Source organism: Nonomuraea sp. NPDC052129, from assembly GCF_040680095.1.
Classification (GTDB): domain Bacteria; phylum Actinomycetota; class Actinomycetes; order Streptosporangiales; family Streptosporangiaceae; genus Nonomuraea.
Genome location: NZ_JBFAVX010000012.1, coordinates 213,470 through 230,080 on the forward strand (window position 1 = coordinate 213,470; position 16,611 = coordinate 230,080).

Annotated in this window: 12 protein-coding genes and 1 tRNA gene; 7 read left to right on the forward strand and 6 right to left on the reverse strand. The window is 71.6% G+C overall.

Annotation, left to right across the window (positions count from 1 at the left end):
- Positions 1–18 precede the first annotated feature (18 nt).
- The 5 genes from rph to AB0L53_RS26745 all read left to right on the forward strand — a co-directional run bounded on the left by rph (position 19) and on the right by AB0L53_RS26745 (position 5,491).
- Complete coding sequence (gene rph / locus AB0L53_RS26725; RefSeq protein WP_225290424.1) at positions 19–738, forward strand: ribonuclease PH; 720 nt, start codon at positions 19–21, stop codon at positions 736–738.
- Positions 735–1,325: an RdgB/HAM1 family non-canonical purine NTP pyrophosphatase gene (gene rdgB, locus AB0L53_RS26730; RefSeq protein ID WP_363999005.1), complete on the forward strand. Its 591-nt coding sequence runs from the start codon at positions 735–737 to the stop codon at positions 1,323–1,325. Before rph ends, rdgB begins: the two co-directional genes overlap by 4 nt.
- 64 nt (positions 1,326–1,389) lie before the next feature.
- Positions 1,390–3,006 (forward strand): molybdopterin-dependent oxidoreductase, encoded by a 1,617-nt coding sequence (locus AB0L53_RS26735; RefSeq protein WP_363999008.1) that lies wholly within the window; start codon positions 1,390–1,392, stop codon positions 3,004–3,006.
- 1,691 nt (positions 3,007–4,697) lie between these two features.
- Positions 4,698–5,225 carry a toxin glutamine deamidase domain-containing protein gene (locus AB0L53_RS26740; protein WP_363999011.1) on the forward strand — a complete coding sequence of 176 codons (528 nt, stop codon included), beginning with the start codon at positions 4,698–4,700 and terminating at the stop codon, positions 5,223–5,225.
- Positions 5,222–5,491: a hypothetical protein gene (locus tag AB0L53_RS26745; RefSeq protein ID WP_363999014.1), complete on the forward strand. Its 270-nt coding sequence runs from the start codon at positions 5,222–5,224 to the stop codon at positions 5,489–5,491. The genes AB0L53_RS26740 and AB0L53_RS26745 overlap by 4 nt, the downstream gene beginning before the upstream one ends.
- A 125-nt stretch (positions 5,492–5,616) precedes the next feature.
- On the opposite strand, the gene AB0L53_RS26750 is transcribed toward AB0L53_RS26745, so the two are convergent.
- From AB0L53_RS26750 to AB0L53_RS26765, 4 genes are all read right to left on the reverse strand, one after another.
- The gene (locus AB0L53_RS26750; RefSeq protein WP_363999017.1) at positions 5,617–8,109 is read right to left on the reverse strand and encodes an FtsX-like permease family protein; all 2,493 of its coding nucleotides are present in this window, start codon (positions 8,107–8,109) and stop codon (positions 5,617–5,619) included.
- 1 nt (position 8,110) lies between these two features.
- Positions 8,111–8,863, reverse strand: a complete 753-nt coding sequence (locus AB0L53_RS26755; RefSeq protein ID WP_363999020.1) for an ABC transporter ATP-binding protein — start codon at positions 8,861–8,863, stop codon at positions 8,111–8,113.
- A gap of 105 nt (positions 8,864–8,968) precedes the next feature.
- Positions 8,969–9,619 carry a response regulator transcription factor gene (locus AB0L53_RS26760; protein WP_363999022.1) on the reverse strand — a complete coding sequence of 217 codons (651 nt, stop codon included), beginning with the start codon at positions 9,617–9,619 and terminating at the stop codon, positions 8,969–8,971.
- On the reverse strand, positions 9,619–10,800 hold the full coding sequence (locus AB0L53_RS26765; RefSeq protein ID WP_363999025.1) for a sensor histidine kinase: 1,182 nt from the start codon (positions 10,798–10,800) through the stop codon (positions 9,619–9,621). Before AB0L53_RS26765 ends, AB0L53_RS26760 begins: the two co-directional genes overlap by 1 nt.
- A 146-nt stretch (positions 10,801–10,946) precedes the next feature.
- On the opposite strand from AB0L53_RS26765, the gene AB0L53_RS26770 reads away from it, so the two are divergent.
- Positions 10,947–11,456, forward strand: coding sequence for a hypothetical protein (locus AB0L53_RS26770; RefSeq protein WP_363999028.1), 510 nt, complete (start codon positions 10,947–10,949; stop codon positions 11,454–11,456).
- Here the strand turns inward: AB0L53_RS26770 and AB0L53_RS26775 are convergent.
- Positions 11,453–12,475, reverse strand: coding sequence for a helix-turn-helix domain-containing protein (locus AB0L53_RS26775; protein WP_363999031.1), 1,023 nt, complete (start codon positions 12,473–12,475; stop codon positions 11,453–11,455). The two genes, AB0L53_RS26770 and AB0L53_RS26775, sit on opposite strands and share 4 nt — an antisense overlap.
- A 154-nt stretch (positions 12,476–12,629) precedes the next feature.
- Here AB0L53_RS26775 and AB0L53_RS26780 point away from each other — a divergent pair, with 154 nt between their 5' ends.
- On the forward strand, positions 12,630–16,427 hold the full coding sequence (locus AB0L53_RS26780; RefSeq protein ID WP_363999034.1) for a S8 family serine peptidase: 3,798 nt from the start codon (positions 12,630–12,632) through the stop codon (positions 16,425–16,427).
- A 31-nt stretch (positions 16,428–16,458) separates the two neighbouring features.
- On the opposite strand, the gene AB0L53_RS26785 is transcribed toward AB0L53_RS26780, so the two are convergent.
- Positions 16,459–16,541, reverse strand: a tRNA-Leu gene (locus AB0L53_RS26785).
- Between the last annotated feature and the right edge of the window lie 70 nt (positions 16,542–16,611).

The window sequence follows — 16,611 nt, forward strand, 5'->3', positions numbered from 1 at the left end:
GGAGATAGGGTGATCTGCATGTCGCGACAGGATGGCCGAAACCCCGATCAGCTCCGCCCCATCACCATTACCAGGCAATGGATTACCCATGCCGAAGGTTCGGTGCTGGTGGAGTTCGGTGGCACCCGGGTCCTGTGCGCCGCATCGGTCCAGGACAGCGTGCCGCGCTGGCGCCGGGGGAGCGGCCAGGGCTGGGTCACGGCCGAGTACGCGATGCTGCCGCGCGCCACCAACACCCGCAATGATCGCGAGTCGGTCCGCGGGAAGATCGGCGGGCGCACGCACGAGATCTCCCGGCTGATCGGGCGCTCGCTGCGGGCCTGCGTCGACTACAAGGCTTTGGGCGAGAACTCCGTCCTGCTCGACTGCGACGTCCTGCAGGCCGACGGCGGCACCAGGACCGCCGCGATCACCGGCGCCTACGTGGCGCTGGCCGACGCCGTCGCGTGGATGCGCGAGCGCCGGATGTGCCCCGGCGAGCCGCTGGTCGACTCGGTGGCCGCCGTCTCGGTCGGCGTGGTCGGCTCGGTCCCGATGCTCGACCTCTGCTACACCGAGGACGTGGCGGCCGAGACCGACATGAACGTGGTGATGACCGGCGCCGGCAGCTTCGTCGAGGTGCAGGGCACCGCCGAGGGCGCGCCGTTCGACCGCGCCGCGCTCAACCAGCTCCTCGATCTGGCCGTCACCGGCTGTGAGGAGCTCACCCTGATCCAGCAGGAGGCGCTGGGAGCATGAAAATCGTCCTGGCCACCCGCAACGCGGGCAAGATCACTGAGCTGCGCCGGATCCTGTCGGGGTTCGACATCGTGGGGCTCGAGGAGTTCCCCTCGATCGGTGAGGTGGCCGAGACCGGCGTCACCTTCGAGGAAAACGCCCTGCTCAAGGCGCACGCCGTGGCGCAGGGCTCGGGGCTGCCCGCGGTGGCCGACGACTCCGGCCTCTGCGTCGACGTGCTCAACGGCATGCCCGGGGTGTTCTCGGCCCGCTGGTCCGGGCGTCACGGCGACGACAAGGCCAACCTCGACCTGCTGCTGGCGCAGATCTCCGACGTGCCCGCCGACAAGCTGGCCGCCCACTTCGCGTGCGCGGCCGCGCTGGCGCTGCCGTCGGGGGAGTGGCGCGTGGTCGAGGGCACGCTGCCAGGCCACCTGGTCACAACCCCCCGCGGTACCAACGGGTTCGGCTACGACCCGATCCTGGTGCCCGAGGGCGAGACCCGCACCGCGGCCGAGCTGTCCGCCGACGAGAAGGACGCCATCAGCCACCGGGGCCGCGCCTTCCGCGCCCTCGCCCCGATCGTGCGCGACCTCATCGCGAGCTGACTGTGCGAGCTGACGTAACCATCGTGTAAGAACCACCGGCCGCCAGAGGCGTAGCGTCAGGATTGTGCAGAAGAACGATGTGATGCCGGCCTGGGCCGGTGCGCTGGCGGGAGTGGTGGCCGGGGCCGTGGCGCTCGGCGTCGCGCAGCTCGTCGCCGGGGTGCTGAAGCCCGCGGCCTTTCCCGTGGTGGCCGTGGGCAACGTGGTCGTGGACAACACGCCCGCGTGGCTCAAAGAGTTCGCCATCAGCAACTTCGGCTCGAACGACAAGACCGTGCTCATCGCGGGTGTGCTGGTGGTGCTCGCGGTGGTGGCGGCGGTCATCGGGGTGCTGGCGCGGCATCGGGTGGCGTACGGGCTGGTGGGGCTCGGGGTGTTCGGCGTCGTGGGCATCGCCGCGGTGGTGACCAGGCCGGGCGCGGGAGCGCTCGACGTGGTGCCGACCTTGGTGGGGGTCGGCGTCGGGGCTTGGGCGCTCACGTGGCTGTTGGCGCGGGGTGTGCGGGAGTCGTACGAGGGTGCGGGGGCGGCGGGCTTTGGCTCGTCCGCTTCGGGGGCTCCCGGTGATGAGGCTGAGCGGCCTGCCGTGATGCGGACCGGGTCGGAGCCGTACTCGTTCGACCGGCGGCGGCTGCTCGGCGGCGTCGCGGGCGGTGTGGTGGTCGCGGGGGCCGCCACGCTGGCCGGGCGGGTGCTCGGCGGGCGGCAGACGGCGGAGACCGCCCGGGTGGCGGTCGCACTGCCCAGGCCCAGGGTGGCGGCCAAACCGCTGCCCCAGGGAACAGATTTCGGTATACGCGGCCTCTCCCCATTCGTCACGAAAAATCAGGACTTCTATAGGGTTGATACCGCGCTGATCGTGCCGCACGTCGATCCCCGGCAGTGGACGCTGCGCATCCACGGGATGGTGGACCGGCCGGTCGAGATCACGTACGCCGACCTGCTGAAGCGCCCCCTCACCGAGTCGTACGTCACGCTGACCTGCGTGTCCAACGAGGTCGGCGGCGAGTACATCGGCAACGCCCGCTGGCTCGGCGCCCGGATGGCCGACCTGCTGCGCGATGCGGGCCTCCAGTCCGGCGCCGACATGCTGCTGTCCACCTCCGACGACGGCTTCACCGCCGGAACCCCGGTCGACGTGGTAATGGACGGGCGCGACGCGCTGTTCGCCATCGCGATGAACGGCGAGGCCCTGCCCGTCGAGCACGGCTTCCCGGTACGCCAGGTGGTGCCCGGCCTCTACGGGTACGTCTCGGCGACCAAGTGGGTGGTGGACGTCAAGGTGACCCGGTTCGACAGGGACGAGGCGTACTGGACGCCGCGCGGCTGGTCCGCCAAGGGGCCCATCAAGACGGAGTCCCGCATCGACCTGCCCAAGCCGGGCGCGTCGGTGACGGCGGGCCGTACCACGATCGCGGGGGTTGCCTGGGCGCAGCACACCGGGATCGACGCGGTGGAGGTACGCGTCGACCGGGGCGAGTGGCGGCAGGCGAAGCTGGCCCAGGTGCCTGGCCCCGACACGTGGCGTCAGTGGTCGCTCGACTGGGACCTCACTGCCGGCAAGCACACGATCGAGGTCCGGGCCACGGACGCGGCCGGCCGTACCCAGACCGAGCAGCAGGCGCCGCCCGCGCCTGACGGCGCGAGCGGCTGGCACTCGATCCAGGTCAACGTCGCCTGAGCGCGGCCCTTCTCCCTGTTTGCGCAGGTACGGGGGCTAGCTGGGACCGCCAAAACTTGCTGACTTCCCCTCCTCGGGATGGCTCGTCGCCCTACGATCGGTCGTCGAGCCATGACAGGAGGCAGGACGTGTTCCGCGACCGCAAGTCCAGCGTGCGGTGGGTCCTTCCCGAGGGGCATTACGACCCTGTGGTGGGTGACGGGGTCAGGTGGCGCGACTATGAGCGCGCCGCCGACTCGGACCTACTCGCCTCCCCCCTCTCGACCCCGGCCCCGCCCTCTTCCGCCCACCCATCGCCGTCTTCAGGTCGTGTATCCCCCGCCTCACCTTCTCCCGCCCACTCATCGTCCGACTCGCCACCCGAGTGGCCGGGGACTCCGTGGGGCGCCTCACTGACCGCGCTATCGGGTCCGTCGACCGGGCGGTCAGCTGCGCGATGGCCGGCCCCGCCGGAACGGTCGGCCGTGGTTGGCGGGTCGACCGTAGCTGGGATGTCGGCTGTGGCGGGCGGGTCGGCCGCAGCTGGGAGGCCGCCCGTGGCGGGCGGGTCAGCTGGAGCTGGGAGGTCGGGTGAGCGGGGGGCCACTCCGCTGGCTGGGGAGTCGGTCGCGCCGTGGGCCGACCCGTCTGGTGCTCCGCCCGTCGCGTCATCGGGTGCTCACCCAAGCACGTCTTCGGCCGGTTCTGCGTCTATACGGTCGGGGGCCTCGCCGGGCACCTCGTCGGTCGGGCGACACGGCGCGCCTGCCACCCCTCGGCACTCGGCATCGGGCGGTGTACCGAGTGGCATGGCGCAAGTGGGGGAATCCGCTGTGGCCCCCGGGCCCGCGCCCGCGAGCGGCTCGGTCTCCGGGAGCGGCAGGGTGTCTGGGAGCGGCGTGGTCTCCGGGCGCGGCTCGGTGTCCCGAAGTGGCTCGCTGCCCGGAGCCGGAGCGGTGCCTGGGAGCGGCCGGGTGTCCGGGGGCGGCGCGGTCTCTGAGGGCGGATCGCCGCCCGGGGGTGGCGCGGTATCCCGGACCGGATCGGTGTCCGAGGGCGGCTGGGGGTCTGAGGGCGGTTCGGTCTCCGGGAGCGGTGCCGTTTCCGGGCGGGGCTCGGTGGCCGGGAGCAGCTTGGGCTCCGGGAGTGGGCTGGACTCAGCAGGTGGCTCGGCGTTCGTGGCGGGCACAGGGGTTACCGGCGGCGGGGTCAGCGGTGGCGGGGTCAGCGGCGGTGCGGGTGGGCCGGGCGCTGGGGTGACGGGTGGGATGGGGATGTTCGGGGGGTCGGCGGCGGCCATTCTGGGGCTCTCGCCGGACAGCGTTTCGCCGGGATTGGGCGTTGCGGCGGTTGGGTCCCAAGAAGGTGGGGTCGGGGCGGTTGCCCCGCACGGAGCCGGGGTGGGGTCGGCGGCGGCCATTCTGGGGCTCTCACCCGACAGCGCTTCGACGATCTCGGGCACTGCGGCGCTTGGGCCGCAGGGAGGTGGGGTCGGGTCTGCTGCCCTGCGGGAAGGCGGGGCCGGGACCAGTGGTCCTGGTCGGCAGGAGTTTGGGGCCGGAGGTTCTGGGTGGCAGGGGAATGGGGCCGGGACAACTGGGCGGCAGACGGTCGCTGAGCGGGACTGGTTCGAGCGGTCGCATCGGCCGCCGAGGTTGGTCGGTTACCGGCCCTACGGGGTGCCTGGAGGGCTGGCGAAGCCCGATGCGCAGGTGGAGCACGATCTGGCGCTGGCGATTCCGCTCGGCACGCGGTTTCCCGATCCGCGTGGCACGTGGGTCAGGCTGATCAACGGTGGCGGTCCGGCCGATGACCCGTTTCGTGCGTCCAATGCCGCTGACTGCGCGCTGGCCGTACTGTCCACCTGGCACGGCGAGCCCGCTGCGGCGGCGCCGAGGGTGGCGGAGTACGACCGGATCGGGCGGCCGCAGGTCACCGGTGAGACCGGGGGCACGGAGCGGATCGAGCGGTGGGTGGGGCAGCGGTTCCAGTACCTGGGGCAAGGGCGGCACGCCTATCCGATGGTGGCGCGGCGGCTGCTGGAGGCGGGGCACGGGGCGGCGGCCGTGATCGTGGTGCGCTGGCCCGGTGGCGGGTCTCATGCGTGGAACGCCGTCAACTCGGGCGGCGAGGTGATCTGGATCGATGCCCAGCGGGGCCACATGGCCGTCGAGCCGCCCTATACAACCGTGACCGGGGTGTTCTGCGTGATCGTCGACAGGCAGGGGCAACCGCTATGAATCTCGACCAGGCCAGGGCATTGGCGGAGGAGTACTTCAACGGGGTGCGGCGAGCGGACGATTCCGTCTCGGTGGGGATTCATGGGTTCAATGAGGGCTATGTCGCTTGGGTGCGAGAGCCTGAGCTCGATGACCCGGCGACCCTGCCCAGTACGGTCGGCGGGGGCTGCATCGTGATCGACAAGGTGTCCGGCGAGGTGGTCACCCGGCCGCTTCTCGATCCGGAAACGGTTGCCGACCTGTGGCCCGGCCGTACCCCCCGCTGATCGGCCGTACCCCTCGCTCACCAGACGAGCGGCGGAGGCGGGGTGCGGGACGACGAGGGATGCGGCTCGCCGTCCCGCATAGTTTCTTTCCGGAAATTGTCGCCTTTATCATGATTTGTCGGGGTTTATCCGGTTGCTAGTGAGCCCACGATCGATGCCCGAGCCGCCCGCCGCGCAGGCAGTACCGCGGCCAGCACCCCGGCCAGCCCCGACAGCACCACGAACAGCGCGATCTGTCCCACCGGCAGCACGAACCAGGCGCCATCGATCATCGCCCGCATCGCCGCCCACCCGAACACGCCGCCGAGCACCACGCCGACCACCGCCCCGATGAGCCCGAGCACCAGCGCCTCCACCGAGAGCATCCGCCGCAGCTGCGGCCTGGTCAGCCCGAGGGCCCGCAGCAGTGCTGACTCCCTGGTCCGTTCATGTACCGACAGCGACAGCGTGTTGGCGATGCCGAGCAGCGAGATCAGGATCGCCAGGCCCAGCAGCCCGGTGATGATCATCAGCAACATGTCCAGCGTGTCGTCGAACTGCCCGCGCACCTCCGTCGCGCTCGTCACCTGGACCATCGGGTAGGCCGCCGTCGCCGTGTCCACCGCCTTGCGGGCCTGTCCGGTGGGTACGCCGTCCTTGATGTTCACCATCACCCGCGTGTCGGGTATCTGGCCGAAGTACTCGTCGAAGGGCCGCTCGGCCACGGTGAACATCGGCAGGGACGCATCGCCCGAGAGAACGGCGACCACCCGCAACGTGACGGTCCCGGCCTTGGCGGTCCGCACCGCGACCGTGCCGCCGACCCGCAGCCCGAACCGGCTGGCCGCGGGGGCGGCCACCGCGACCTGCCCCGGCTCCAGCCGGTCCATCGAACCGGACCGTACCTCCGGCTTGAAGGGCCCGTTGAAGGTGCCGACCTGCACCGAATTACCGGAGCCGGAGATCTTGGCCTTGGCCGCGCGGATCTGTACGACCGAGGACAGCTCCGGACTGCGCCGCAACGAGTCGGCCACCGACCGGGGGACGGCGGCCTCGCGCTCCTGGGTGGCCACCAGATAGTCGATGGGGAACTGGTTGTCGAGCTTGGCCGTCATCGTCACCCGCGTCGAGGCGGTGACCACCGAGATCAGCGTCATGAGCGTCACGCCGATGGTCAGCGCCACAGTCGTGGTGGCGGCCCGGCGGGGGTTGCGTCCGGAGTTGTCCACGGCCAGCCGTCCCGGCACGCCGAACAGCCTGGCCGGGATCCAGCCGATCAGCGCGCTCAGCGGCTTGACCAGCACCGGTCCGAGGATCAGTACCGCCAGGAAGGTCAGCGCGCCACCGCCCATGACGACGAAGAGCGGCAGCATCTGGCCCGGCTCCATCACCAGCGCCCCGTAGCCGGCCGTGCCGAGCCCGGCGACGAGGAAGAATGCGGCGAGGAGCACACGTACGACGCCGGTACGGAACGTCTGCTCCTCCATCTGCGTGCGCAGCGCCGCGATCGGCGCGACCCGGGTGGCGGCCCGCGCGGGCAGCAGCGCCGCGCCTACGGTGACCAGCAGGCCGAGGCCCAGCCCGCTGAGCGTCGTGACCGGTGTCAGCGCGATGGCCGCGTTCGTGGGCAGCGGGGCGTCGAGCGCGCCGAGTACGGCCAGCGTGGCCGCGCCCAGGCCGTAGCCCGCGAGCAGGCCGAGCGCGGACGACAGGAGGCCGACGGCGGTGGACTCCAGGATGATCGAGCCGAACACCTGCCCGCGAGTGGCGCCGATGCAGCGCAGCAGCGCCATCTCCCTGGCCCGCTGCGCGACGAGGATGTTGAAGGTGTTGTAGATGACCAGCGCGGCCACCAGCATGGCCACCAGGCCGAACAGCAGCAGACCGGTGGTCAGCGACTCCATCTGGATGCCGGACTCGGCCGCCAGGCCCTTGGCGAGCTCCGCGCCCGTCTTGACCTTCGCTCCCGCTCCGGCGGCGGCGGCGACCGCCTGCTTGAGCCCCGCGCCGTCGCCCGCGATGTCGATCTCGGCGAAGCCCTTGGCGCCGGTCATCCGCTGAGCCGTGGCCGGGATGAAGCCGATCGCGCCGGTGTAGGCCAGCATCTGGTCCAGGCCGGTGTTCATGATGCCGACCAGCCTGAACCGCTGCTCGCGGTGCCGGGAGTCGAGCACGGTGATCGTGTCGCCGAGCTTGAGGCCCTGGGCCTTGGCGGTGTTCTTGTCGAGCACCGCCACCTGGTCGTCGGATCCGGGGCCGGTGCCGCTGATCATGGTGGTGCGGTCGAGCCGGCCGGTCACGATCGAGACGGCCGTGGTCGGCGCGTTCCCGACCACCTTGCCGTCCTTGCCCAGCAATGGCGCGCTACCGCGGATCAGCCCTTGCGCCTCCAGCACGCCGGGCAGGCCGCGCACCTGGTCGAGCAGGCGTTCCGGCAGCACCGCCTCGCGGTCCTCGGGCAGTACGGCCAGACCGACCTTGTCCGCCTCGGCCGTGGCCTGCTGCGACAGGCCGGCTTTCATGGTGTCGGTCAGCACGAACGTACCGGCGATGAAACCGACGCCCAGCGTGATCGCCAGCGAGGTGAGCAGCAGCCGCAGTTTGTGCGCGCGCAGCCCGGCCAGAGTCGTCCTCAGCAACTCAGGCCTCCAGTTTCATCAGCGTGTCGAGCACCGACTGCGGTGAGGGCGCGCTGATCTCGCTGACCAGCTCGCCGTCGCGCAGGAACACCACGCGGTCGGCGTACGCCGCGGCCACCGGGTCGTGCGTGACCATGACGATGGTCTGGCCGAGCTCGCGTACGGACGTGCGCAGGAACGACAGCACCTCGGCGCCGCTACGCGAGTCGAGGTTGCCCGTCGGCTCGTCGGCGAAGATCACCTGAGGCTTGCTGATCAGCGCCCTGGCCACGGCGACGCGCTGCTGCTGGCCGCCGGACAGTTCGGTCGGCTTGTGGGCGAGCCGGTCCCGCAGCCCGACCGTCTCGATGACGCGGACGAAGAGCAGCCGGTCCGGCTGGCGGGCGGAGATCTCCAGGGGCAGGCGGATGTTCTGCTCGGCGGTCAGCGTCGGCAGCAGGTTGAACGCCTGGAAGATGAAGCCGATCCGCTCGCGGCGCAGCAGAGTGAGCTGTTTGTCGTTGAGCCCGGTGAGCTCCACATCGCCGATGTGCACGGTGCCGGAGGTCGCGGTGTCGAGCCCGGCCAGGCAGTGCATCAGCGTGGACTTGCCGGAACCGGACGGGCCCATGATCGCGGTGAACGCGCCCGTCGCGAAGGCGACGTCCACACTGTGGAGGGCGTGGACCTGCGCGTCGCCTTGGCCGTACACCTTGGTCAGCGCCTTGGCCACCACCGCCGCGGGGGCTTGTCGGCGGGTATCGGTGAGGGTCACGTTCACTCCTTGTCGTCTGCGGGAACGTGACCAACCTAGAAGCGGAAAATGCAGGAAATATGGGCCCCGAGGAGGGGTTTCGTGTAGGTCCTGAGATGACCCGGGTCAGCCTTTCGGCTGACGTGACGGGACCACCAGGCCCGCCTCGTACGCGTAGACCACCACCTGGGCCCGGTCCCGCAGCCCCAGCTTGGCCAGCACCCGGCCCAGGTGCGTCTTCACCGTGGCCTCCGCCACCTCCAGCTCGGTGGCGATCTCCAGGTTGGACAGGCCGCGGGCCACCATGAGCAGCACCTCGCGCTCGCGTGGCGTCAGCTCCGACGCGGCCGCGAGCTCCTCCGTCGGCAGCTGCGCGGCGAACTTGGTGAGCATCCGCTTGAGCGTGCTCGGCGCCACCACGGCGTCGCCCGCGTGCACCGCCCTGATCGCGGTCAGCAGGTCGGCCGGCGGCACGTCCTTGAGCAGGAATCCCGAGGCGCCCGCCTTGACCGCCGCGAAGGCGTACTCGTCGAGGTCGAAGGTGGTCAGGATGAGCACCTTGGGGCCGTCGATGCGCCGGGTCGCCTCCACGCCGTCCATCCTCGGCATGCGTACGTCCATGAGCACCACGTCCACCTCGACCTCGCGCAGCACCTCCAGCGCCCGTACCCCGTCACCGGCCTCGGCGACCACCTCGATGTCAGGCTGGGCGCCCAGCACCATCCTGAACCCGGCGCGCAGCAACTCCTGGTCGTCGACCAGCATCACCCGAATCATCAGGCCGCCCTCGTGCCCGGCACCGGCAGCCTGGCCAGCACCTCGAACCCGCCACCTGATCTCGGCCCGGCCGCCACCTCGCCGCCGTACATGCCGACCCGCTCGCGCATCCCCACCAGCCCGTGCCCGTCGGGGCTGCGTGGTGCCGCCGCGCCCCTGCCGTCGTCGGTCACCCGCACGACCAGCTCGCGCCCGGCGTACCGCAGCTCGACCAGTGCGCGGACGCCGGGGCCGCCGTGCTTGAGCGCGTTCGTCAGCGCCTCCTGCACGATGCGGTAGACCGCGAGCTGCTGCCCCTCGGGCAGCTCGCCCGGCGGCCCTCCGACCCGCAGCCGCGCGGGCACCCCCGCGCCGCGCACCAGCTCCTCCAGCTGCGCGAGGCCCGGCTGCGGCGTGTAGTCCGTCCCGTCGGACCCGTCTTCCCGCAGCACGCCGACCAGCCTGCGCATCTCGGCGAGCGCCTCGCGCCCGGTCTTGGAGATGGCGTGTACGGCCTGCCGCGCCTGGTCAGGGTCGCTGTCGATGGCGTATCCGGCCCCGTCGGCCTGGACCACCATCACGCTGACGTTGTGGGCCACCACGTCGTGCAACTCCCTGGCGATCCTGGTGCGCTCGGCCGCGGCCGCCATCCGGGCCTGCTGGTCGCGCTCGCGCTCGGCCCGTTCCGCCCGCTCCTCCAGGCTCTCCAGATAGCGGCTGCGGGTCTTGGCGTACAGGCCGGTCAGCCAGACCGTCACGACGAGGATCGAGCCGCTGAAGAAGAGGCTGAACGTCGGCGCCTGCCAGTGCACCATGACCAGCAGCACGCCGACCTCGGCCACCGCGCCCGCGGCGATCGCCCAACGGAACCCGCACCGGAAGGCCACCGAGTAGAGCGCCACCAGCACCGCGATGTTGGCCGGCATCGGATCGATCTTGGCCAGCCACTGCCCGAAACAGGCCAGTGAGAGGATCGCGAAGACGGTCAGCGGCCAGTCACGCCGCCACAGCAGCGGGACGATCAGCACCGCGCAGAGCCCGAGGTAACCGGCCACCCCGATGTACAGGTTGCCGTTGTCGAACGGGCCGTTCTTCCCGTACGGCACGGCCATGAACAGGCAGAACACCGCCAGCGGCGCCACCCGGAGGGCGTCCATGAGCCTGCCATGGCGTCCCGACCATCCCATTACCCTGCCGAACACATCATTACGATACGGAGGCTTCGGCATGGGTTTGTCAGCCTGTAGGGGGAGGTTTGGGTACGACTCAGGTCTTACACCAGCCTTACGGGGCATAGGGCACTCTTGTCGTTGGGAGCGCCCTGAGGGGCGAGTAAAGGGAGATCGTGATGGCGGATCATGATCGTGACGCCGGGTCGCGTGGCGAAGAGGAAGCGCCACGCGACCCGACCCCTGGAGACCGGCCCGCCGCTCCCCCCGAAGCGGAAGCGGCGACCACCCGGGTCTCGGGCCCGCCGCCCGGAGGCAGTTGGGCGACAACGGCTCCACCTCCGCGCTCTGACAGCTTCCGCGACTTCTTCCGGCTGAAGCCCACGCAGATCATCGGTGCGGGCCTGATCGGGCTGATCATCGGCGGCGTGCTCGGGGGCGGCGCCGTGGCGGTGATCAGCGGCATGGTCCACCGGGGCGACACCGCCCGCGTCTACTGGCAGGACTGGGAGCGCTATCCCGGCTACCAGGACTGTCGTCCGGGCCCTGGCGGGAGCTACTGCCGGCGGCTGCCGCCGTACCCCGGTCCGTATCAGATGCCCGCGACTCCGTATCCGTTGCCCACGGTGGTGCCTACGATGATGCCCCCCAGCGTCATGCCCACGCCGATGCCCACCAAGACCGGTTAAGGCGCCCGCAGACCAGGCCCGCGATCCAGGACCAGCAGATCGTGCTGCGCGGCCAGGAACCCGGCGTGAAACCGCGTACGGGCCCCCAGCCGCTCGCACAGCTCCTGCACCCGCCGCTGCACCGTACGCGGGCTGAGACCGAGCTGCCGCGCGATCGCGTCGTCCTTCATCCCCACCGCCAGCAGGGCGAGCACCTCGGTGTCGCCCGGCTGCGGCCACACGTCCCGTTCGATGTGCGCGGCCGGGTCCGCTGACAGCCGCAGTGGCACGGCCGCCTGCCACAGCACCTCGAACAGCCCGACGAGCGCGTCGAGCAGCGCCGACGGGTGGACGACCAGGGCGCTCTCCACCGCCCGGTCCTCGTCGGACACCAGCGGCAGCATGGCCGTGCGGCCGTCGGCGATGGCCAGCTTGACGGGCACCTGCCCCAGCCGGGCCTGCTCGCCGTCGGCGATGGCCTGCCGCGTGTGCTCCAGCATGCCGGGCTCCTCGAACGCCAGCGGCCCGTAGATGCCGCGGACGGCCGGGCCCTGGTGGGCGGCGCGCTGCTGGTTCTCCTGATCGTCCAGGATGTCGACCGCGTACGGCGGGCGCACCAGCACGAGCATCTCGGCCGTGACGCTGCGTTCGAGCTGAAGGTAGCGGCGGGCGACGGCGTAACGGCCGGTCACCACCTCCAGCACCTCCTCCGGGTGCGGTCCGGCGCGGTCGGCCACCTCGGTGGCGAGCAGCGCCGCGGCGGCCCGGCTGTGCGTGATCTCCTCTTGGCGGCGGGCCACCAGCACGTCGATGGCGATGTTCGGCGGCGTGGCGATCAGCCGCAGGGGCCGGCCGGCCACCCGGGAGATCAGCCCGAGGTCCTCCAGCCGGGGTAGCATCCGGCGGATGGCGGCGGTGGACGCGCCGGTCTCGGTGGCCAGCTGGCTCAGCGTCGCGGGCCCGTGGCGGAGCAGCGCACGGTAGGCCGTCTCCTCGGTGACGCTGACGCCGAGGCCCTCCAGTAACCGCCGTTGCGCCATGCCAGCCCCCCGCTGTCCTGTCGTCTCGAACGCGAGCGTAGCCCAGGCGGGTTTACGACAAGTCGGGATCTCGCCAGACGAGACCTATGGACCGGAACGCCCCCAGATCACTAGGAATTGGGTCGGCACATTTCTCGCCTTCTGGAGGTGGCCGATGAGGCCCAGGCGTTGGACAGCGGTGGCCGCCTCCCTGGCGGTGGCCGCGGTCACCACGATCACCGGTACGGGCGCGCGGGCGGACGCTCCGGCGCTCGCGCGGGCCGACCGCGCTCCGGCTCTGGCGCCGGACCCCGCCAAGCACGGCTACGACATCACGCTGATCACCGGCGACCAGGTGCACGTCGCCGTCGCCGCGGACGGCCGCCAGAAAGCGAGCGTCACCGCCGCCCCGCGCGGGGACGGGCCGTCAGCCCGTTTCCGGATCACCGAGGACGCCGGGCAACTCACCGTGCTGCCCAGCGACGTGGAGGGGCTGGTCCCCGGCCGCCTCGACCCCGAGCTCTTCAACGTGACCGCCCTCGCCGCGCAGGGCTACACCGACGAGCGGTCGGACGCCATCTCCCTCATCGTCACGTACGGGAAACAGAGCGCAATGCCGGCCGTCCCCGCGCTGAAGGCGGTCCGCACGCTGGAGAGCATCGGCGGTTCGGGCGTCCGGTTGGCCAAGAGCGCGGCGCGGGGCTTCGGCGGTGAACTGTCCGCGCTGGCCACGGGCCGTACGAAGAGCCCGCTCGACGGCGTCACCAAGATCTGGCTGGACCGCAAGGTGGAACCGGCGCTGGACCGCAGCGTGCCGCAGATCGGCGCGCCGGCCGCGTGGTCGGCGGGCTACGACGGCGCGGGCACAACGGTCGCGGTCCTGGACACCGGCGTCGACACCGGGCACCCGGACCTGGCGGGGAAGGTCGCCGACGAGCGTGACTTCACCGACAGCGGCAGCGCCACCGACGAGTTCGGGCACGGTACGCACGTCGCCGACATCATCGCGGGCAGCGGCGCGGCCTCCGGCGGCTCGCGCAAGGGCGTCGCGCCCGGCGTCAAGCTGCTCAACGGCCGGGTCCTGGACGCCAACGGCGAGGGGCTCAGCTCCTGGATCATCGACGGGATGGAATGGGCGGCGGGGGAGAAGCACGCCGACATCGTGAACATGAGCCTGGGCGACCCCAGCCCCGGTGGGCCGCTCACCGACGCCTTGGGCGCCCTGTACGCGGGCTACGGAACGCTGTTCGTGGTGGCGGCGGGCAACAGGGGCTGCGAAGCCTGCGTCGGGAGCCCCGGAGACGCCCCCGCCGCGCTGACCGTGGGCGCGGTCGACGGCCAGGACCGGCTGGCCGACTTCTCCAGCTTCGGACCCGTCGGGCTGGAGCGCGCGGTCAAGCCCGACATCACCGCTCCGGGCGTCGGCATCGTCGCGGCGCGGGCGAAGGGCACCTCGCTCGGCGAGCCGGTGGACGAGTACTACACCCGCCTGTCCGGCACCTCCATGGCCACTCCGCACGTCGCCGGGGCCGCCGCGCTCCTGCGGCAGTCACGCCCCGGCATCTCGGCCGGGGAGCTGAAGTCCCTGCTCATGGGTACGGCCAAGCCCATGCCCGACACCCCGGTGGACAAGCGGGGCACCGGCCGGGTGGACGTGGCTACGGCCCTGGGGGAGCCGGTGCTGTCCGCCGAGGGCTCGGTCGACTTCGGTCTGTCCGAAGTGTCCTCCGGACAGCCGGTGACCCGCGAGGTCACCTACCGCAATCCCGGCAAGACCCCGGTCACTCTCGGCCTGGCCACCGGCGGCCCGTTCAGCGTCTCGCCCGCCGAGCTGTCCCTGCCCGGCGGGGCGAAGGCGACGGTCCGGGTCACCCTCGACCCGGCCAAGGCGCAGGCGGGGCGGCAGCGCGCGGAGCTCGTCGCGACGCCGCGCCAAGGGCCGCCGATCCGTACCTCGCTGACCGGAAACGTCGAGGTCAAGCGGGTCCGGCTGCGGGTGAGCGGGATCGCCAGGGACGGCCGCCCCGCGCAGGCGTACGCCGCCGCGCTGAACGTGGACGACGGGACCCGCGACGGCCGCGAGCTGCCAGGGGACCCGGTGCGCCGGTGCGAGAGCGACCCGGGTGACTCGTGCGTGCTGGTGCCGCCCGGCACCTACTCCGTGCTCGGTGTCATCAACACCCTGCGCCCGTCGGTCGACAGCATGGCCTACGCCGACCGAGGCACCGTGCTCAACCTGAGCTTCACCGGCGAGCCCGAGCTGAAGGTCACCGGTGACACCAAGGTCGTGCTCGACGCCCGCAAGGCGGTCGAGATGCGGGTCGACACGCCCGACCACGTGACCAAGCGGAACAGGGGCACCGCGACCAAGCTCATCTGGACCCGCGCGCCCGCCAAGGGCACGCCGCTCACCGAGACGATCCTCCAGGACGAGAGCGCCGACGAGACGTACTACCTGCAGCCCACGAAGCGCGTCACCAAGGGCCGGTTCGCCGTCGCCACCCGCTGGCACTTGGAGGCCCCCGCCATCACCCTGCGTACCGCCGGGCTGGAGCTGAACCCCGACTACGTCGACCCCGTCTGGTTCAGCGACGTGTCGGCCGACTTCCCGCGCCTCGACGGCTCCGCGCTGCTCCTGGCCGTGGACGCCGGGACCGGTACGCCCGCGGACCTCAAGGGCCGCGACCTGCGCGGCCGGCTCGCGCTGATCCGCCGCACGGCCGACCTGACGGTCGCCGCCCAGTCCAACGCCGCCGCGGCGGCCGGGGCCCGGATGGTCGCGGTCTACGGAGACCTGCCCGTGTCCGAGAGCGGGGTGAAGCTGAAGGTCCCGACCATCGCGCTCACCGGCAAGGAGGGCGCCCGGCTGGCCGAACGGCTGCGCAGGCTGCCGGTGCCGGTCCTGGCCAAGGGCGTCGTGGCCAGTCCGTACGTGTACGACCTGTACCTCAGCGAGGAGGGCGGGATCAGGGACCGGCCCGACCACACCCTGCGGGCGAAGTCCCTGGCCCGGGTGGACTCGGACTTCTTCAGCCAGCTCGCCGACGACGTGACGCTCTCCGAGAACCGCTTCGGCTGGCAGCCTTGGGAGACCACCTCCTGGGACACCGGCCGGCCCGTCCCGCGTACGCCGCGCGACCGGGTCGACTACCTCACCGCCGGCTCCGAGGTGCGCTGGAGCAGCAGCATGGAGACGCCGGAGCGGCCGTACAACTACACGTGGGAGCACGACCAGGCCCACATCGGCGTCGCGGGCCCCGACGATGCGCCTTTCCGAGCCGGGGAGCGGATCGGCCGCACCTGGTTCAAGCAGCCGCTGCTGCCCGGCCCCGGTAAGGTCCGGCCGCTGCGCAGGGAGGGCGACCTGCTCCAGGTCGACATGTGGGGGCTCATCGACGCGGGACGGAACACCGGCGTCGCCCAGACCGACAACTTCGAGACCGGCATGAAGACCGGCTGGCGGTTGTACCAGGGAGACACGCTGCTGGCGCAGACCGAGCGGCGCCCCCAGGGGATACTGCTCCTGCCGGCCGCCGCCGCCACGTATCGGATGGAGTACGACGTCGAGAACCGCGCCACCTGGGCCCGGCTGTCGACCAGGACGAAGACGGCATGGACGTTCCCGTCGCAGCACGACGCCGGGTCGGGCACGACGATCCCGCTGCTGCTCGCCGACTATGACGTGGCGACGGACCTGAAGAACCAGGCCACCTCGCCACGGCTCGGCCTGACCCTGCGCCATCAGGACGGCTCGGCGGCCGCCCCGATCAAGGACGTGTCGCTGGAGGTGTCGTACGACGACGGCGCCTCGTGGCGCGCGGTCCGGCGGCTCACCTCGAAGGGCAACGGCGCCTACGAGGCCACGCTGGACCGGCCGCGGTCCGCCGCAGTCGTCTCGTTGCGCCTCAAGGCCACCGACACGCGCGGGGCGAGCCTGTCACAGGAGGTGATCAGGGCGTACGCGCTGAGGTAGCCCGAGGAGGCTGAGGTAGCCGAGGAGGAGGTGCGGGCGGGGGGACTCGAACCCCCACAGTGTCGCCACCAACAGGACCTAAACCTGCCGCGTATGCCATTTCGCCACGCCCGCGCAGCCCCTGCCAGAGCGGGCCTGAGCCGAGTTTAGCGTCCCGGCAGTGCGCTGGGGGCCCGTCGCATGA